Origin of the sequence: Geminicoccus sp. (assembly GCF_035556675.1) — a bacterium.
Taxonomy (GTDB): domain Bacteria; phylum Pseudomonadota; class Alphaproteobacteria; order Geminicoccales; family Geminicoccaceae; genus Geminicoccus.
In genome coordinates this window covers 1-3,923 of sequence record NZ_DATMFZ010000134.1, presented here as the reverse complement: position 1 = coordinate 3,923, position 3,923 = coordinate 1, and the positions used below count along the sequence as shown (strand labels likewise).

Sequence of the window (3,923 nt, the reverse complement as noted above, 5' to 3'; positions counted from 1 at the left end):
GGGACGCGGCAGCACTGCAGGGCTTGGCGAAGACCTATCTGGCGCCGGAGCGGGCGCTGCGCGTGCTGATCGTGCCGGCCACGCCCGACTGACTGCTCAGCGGGCCAGCGCCTGGGCGAGCGCGCTGCGCAGGTCGCCGCGCAGGAACGGTTTGCGCACCACCGGCGCGTCCGGGTAGGTGCGCTCCAGGCTGCCCGGGTCGTGGCCGGTGGCGAAGACGAACGGGATGCCGCGCCGGCGCAGGAGGTCGGCGATCGGAAAGCTGCGCGTTTCCCCGCCCAGGTTCACATCGAGCACCGCCACGTCGAAGGCGGCCTGCTCCGCTGCGGACATGCCGGTTTCGAGCCGGCTCGCCACGTCCACGACGGTAAAGCCCAGCTCCAGCAGCATGTCTTCCAGGAGAAGGGCGACGAGGCTTTCGTCCTCGACCACCAGAACACGACGACCCATCCTTTTTCCGGTCCGGCTGCCCTGGCTTGATATATGTTTCAGTGGTGGGGCACGACCAGCCCGCCCACCAATGGCGGCTCCTCGGCCGGGAGCGGTGCGTGCACCCGGCACACCAGCCCACCCGGCGTGAAGTCCAGCGCCACCTCCCCGCCGAATTCGCGGGCAAGCCCGCTCTCGATCAGGCGGGTGCCGAAGCCGCGCTGCCCGGGTGGCTGCACCGGCGGGCCCCCGGCTTCCCGCCAGGTCAGCTCCAGCTGCTCGGCCTCGCCGTCGCCCGTCACCTGCCAGTCGATCCGCACCGTGCCGCCTCTGGCCGAGAGTGCCCCGAACCGGAGCGCGTTGGTGCACAGCTCGTGGATGCCCATGGCGAGGCTGAGCGCCATCTTGGGCGGCAGCCGGACCGGCGGGCCCTCGATCGTGAAGGCATCGTCCTCCGGCGCACGGAACGGCTCGATGCCGGACTGGACGATCTCGTCCAGGGGTGCCGCCAGCCAGTTGGACCGGGTGAGCACGTCATGGGCGCGGGACAGGGCCACCAGGCGCCCCTCGAACTTGGCGAGCCCCACCCGCACGTCGACGCCGGCACGAAAGCTCTGCATCGCGATGGACTGGATCGTCGCCAGCGTGTTCTTCACCCGGTGGTTCAGCTCTTGGATCAGCATCTCCTGGCGCCACTGCGCCTGCTTTTGCTGCTGATCGTACTGGTCGGCCTGGCTCAGCGCCCGGCGCAGGGACAATTCGGTCTCGACATGGTCGGTGACGTCGATCCCGCTGCCGAAATAGCCCAGGAAGCTGCCGTCGTCGTCGAAATAGGGCGCGCCATTGTCCCGGATCCAGCGATACGTGCCGTCATGGCGGCGCAGCCGGTAGTCCATGGTGAAGCGCTCGCGGGCGTCGAAGGCGACCGTGTAGATCTCCAGGCAGCGCGCATGGTCGTCGGGATGGACCCCCTCGGCCCAGCCATGCCCCAGCTCCTGCTCGAGCGTCCTGCCGGTGAACTCCAGCCAGGGCTTGTTGAACCAGTCGCACTGCTTGTCCGGCCCGGCCCGCCAGATCAACACCGGCGCATGATCGGCCAGCAGCCGGAACCGGCGCTCGCTGACCGCCAGCGCTGCCTTCAAATCCCCCTGAGGCCCAGCCTGCTCCATCCACCTTTCGCCAAGAAAATGTTTACCCGGAACCGGTTACCAGCCCCCGGCTGCCGAAGCCATGCCCGCTCCCTCAGGCTCCGTAGCCACCATGAGCGACAGGCGGCCGCGAACCGGCCGGTGCGTATCGCTGGCTGGAGGAATGTCCGCGCCATGAAACGTCCGGCAGGGTCGTCGGTGCCCTGCCGGCGCATTCTGGTCCTCCCATGTGTCGTGTCAGCGGGAGACCGCAGCGAAGCAGGCGAACACCAGGGGGCAGGGCAGACGGACGCGCACCGGCATCCCCAATCGGCAGCCGCTGCATGAACGAATGATGCAGACGGTCTCCTGCCTCGACGCCGCCATTCGCACCAAAGCGTCCAGGGTCGCGATCTGCACCAGCACTTGTGCTATGGTGAACGAAACGTCCGCCGCCAGGGGCTTCGCAGCAGGCCTGGCAAATCTGCGAAGCGAATTTGCACAAACGAACCCGAGAACGCAGTTTTATCTTTTCAATTCAACAGGTTGTCTGATTTCAGGATACCCTGAGGAGGGACGCGAACGCCCCTCCTCAAGTCATCCCTTGCGCCGTACGGGGATCCATCGACGGGCGGCTACGGTGCCTGCTCATCCCGCCCAGTTGGCCGGCCGCAGGCTCTCAGGCCCGCACCGTCTCCAGGCCCTTCCAGTCGAACTCGATGCCGTGGCCCGGATCGTCCGGGGCGATGGCGAAGCCGTCCTGGATCTGCAGCGGCCGGGCGATGAAGCGCTCCAGGCCGAAGCCGTGCGCTTCCAGGAAGGAGCGGTTCGGCGCGGCGGCGAGCAGGTGCACGGTGACGTCGTGGGCGCCGTGCGAGGTGACCGGCAGGTTGAACGCCTCGGCCAGGTGGGCGATCTTCATGAACGAGGTGATGCCGCCGCAATTGGTCACGTCCGGCTCGGGATAGGTGACGCCGCCGGACGCGATCAGGTGGCGGAACTCCCAGAGCGTGCGCAGGTTCTCGCCAGCGGCGATCGGCAGGCCGCCTTCGCGCACCACCCTTGCATGGCCTGCCACGTCGTCGGGCGAGATCGGCTCCTCCAGCCAGGTCAGGTCATAGGGCTGGAAGGCGCGGGCCGCCCGGATCGCCTCGTCGGCGGACCACTTCATGTTGGCGTCCACCATGAGCGGGAAGCCGTCGCCCAGGTGCCGGCGCATCGCGGCGATCCGCTCCACGTCCTCGGACAGCAGCTTGCGGCCGACCTTCATCTTGATGGCGCGGAAGCCCTTGGCGAGGTTGGCCTCGGTCTGCTTCAGCAGGTCGTCCAGCGGCAGATAGAGGTCGATGCCGCCGGCATAGCAGGGCACCTTGGGGTCGTTGCCGCCCAGCAGCTTCCAGAGCGGCTGGCCGGCGCGCTTGGCCTTGAGGTCCCAAAGGGCCATGTCGAAGGCCGAGAGCGCCAGCACGGTGGGGCCGCCGCGGCCGCCATAATGCAGGTCCCACCAGAGCCGGTTCCACAGGAACTCGATCCGGTCGGCATCCTCGCCGGCCACCAGCTCCGCGATCTCGCGGGCCAGGACGTCGTGGATCGCACCGCCGTTGCGGCCGACCGTGTAGCTGTAGCCGACCCCTTCGGCGCCGTCCGCATCGGTGACGCGCACGGTCAAAAGCTCGAAGTCGCGCATCACGCCATGGGTGCTGTCGGTGAGCGCGGTGGGCAGGGGGATCCGGTAGTAGCCGGGCTGCACCGACGTGATGGCGGGCATGGGACGGTCCTTCCAGTCAAGGGGTATGGAGGGTCAGCCGGTCGCCTCGCGGCCCACCAGCTTGGCCTGCAGGATCACGACCAGGAGCAGGAACAGGCCGCGGATCACCGACTGCCAGTAGGCGGACAGGCTGATCCAGCCGAGGCCGTTCTCGAAGTTGAGGATGTTGAAGATCAGGCCGAGCAGGAGCGCACCGGCCAGCGTGGATTCGACCGAGCCCTTGCCGCCGGTGAGCAGCGTGCCGCCGACCACCACCGCGGCGATCGCGAACAGCTCCCAGCCCACGCCCTCGATCGGCTGGCCGGCGCCGAACTGTGCGGCCAGGATCACGCCGGCCAGGCCCGCCAGCACGCCGCTGCCGGCATAGACCAGGAACTTCACCCGGTCGGCGGGCAGGCCCATCATCCGGCTGGCATCCTCGCTGCCGCCGATCGCCAGCACGCTGCGGCCGAACGCGGTGAGGTTCAGGAGGATCGAGCCCAGCACATAGGCGATGGCCGCGATCCAGGCCGGGACCGGGAAGCCCAGCAGGTCGCCCTGGCCCAGCTCGACGAAGGCCGTGTCGTAGGACACCGAGACCGACTGGTTGCCGGCCAGCA

At 68.5% G+C, this 3,923-nt stretch carries 4 protein-coding genes; all 4 read right to left on the bottom strand.

Going from position 1 to position 3,923, the window contains the following annotated elements:
• Window positions 1-96: 96 nt before the first annotated feature.
• Window positions 97-450 (bottom strand): response regulator, encoded by a 354-nt coding sequence (locus VNS22_RS10585; protein ID WP_325732175.1) that lies wholly within the window; start codon window positions 448-450, stop codon window positions 97-99.
• 38 nt (window positions 451-488) lie between these two features.
• Complete coding sequence (locus tag VNS22_RS10580) at window positions 489-1,598, bottom strand: sensor histidine kinase (protein ID WP_325732174.1); 1,110 nt, start codon at window positions 1,596-1,598, stop codon at window positions 489-491.
• A 637-nt stretch (window positions 1,599-2,235) separates the two neighbouring features.
• Window positions 2,236-3,324 (bottom strand): mandelate racemase/muconate lactonizing enzyme family protein, encoded by a 1,089-nt coding sequence (locus VNS22_RS10575; protein WP_325732173.1) that lies wholly within the window; start codon window positions 3,322-3,324, stop codon window positions 2,236-2,238.
• A 33-nt stretch (window positions 3,325-3,357) separates the two neighbouring features.
• Window positions 3,358-3,923 (bottom strand): ABC transporter permease (locus tag VNS22_RS10570; RefSeq protein ID WP_414653340.1); only part of this gene is annotated, 566 nt, incomplete at its 5' end.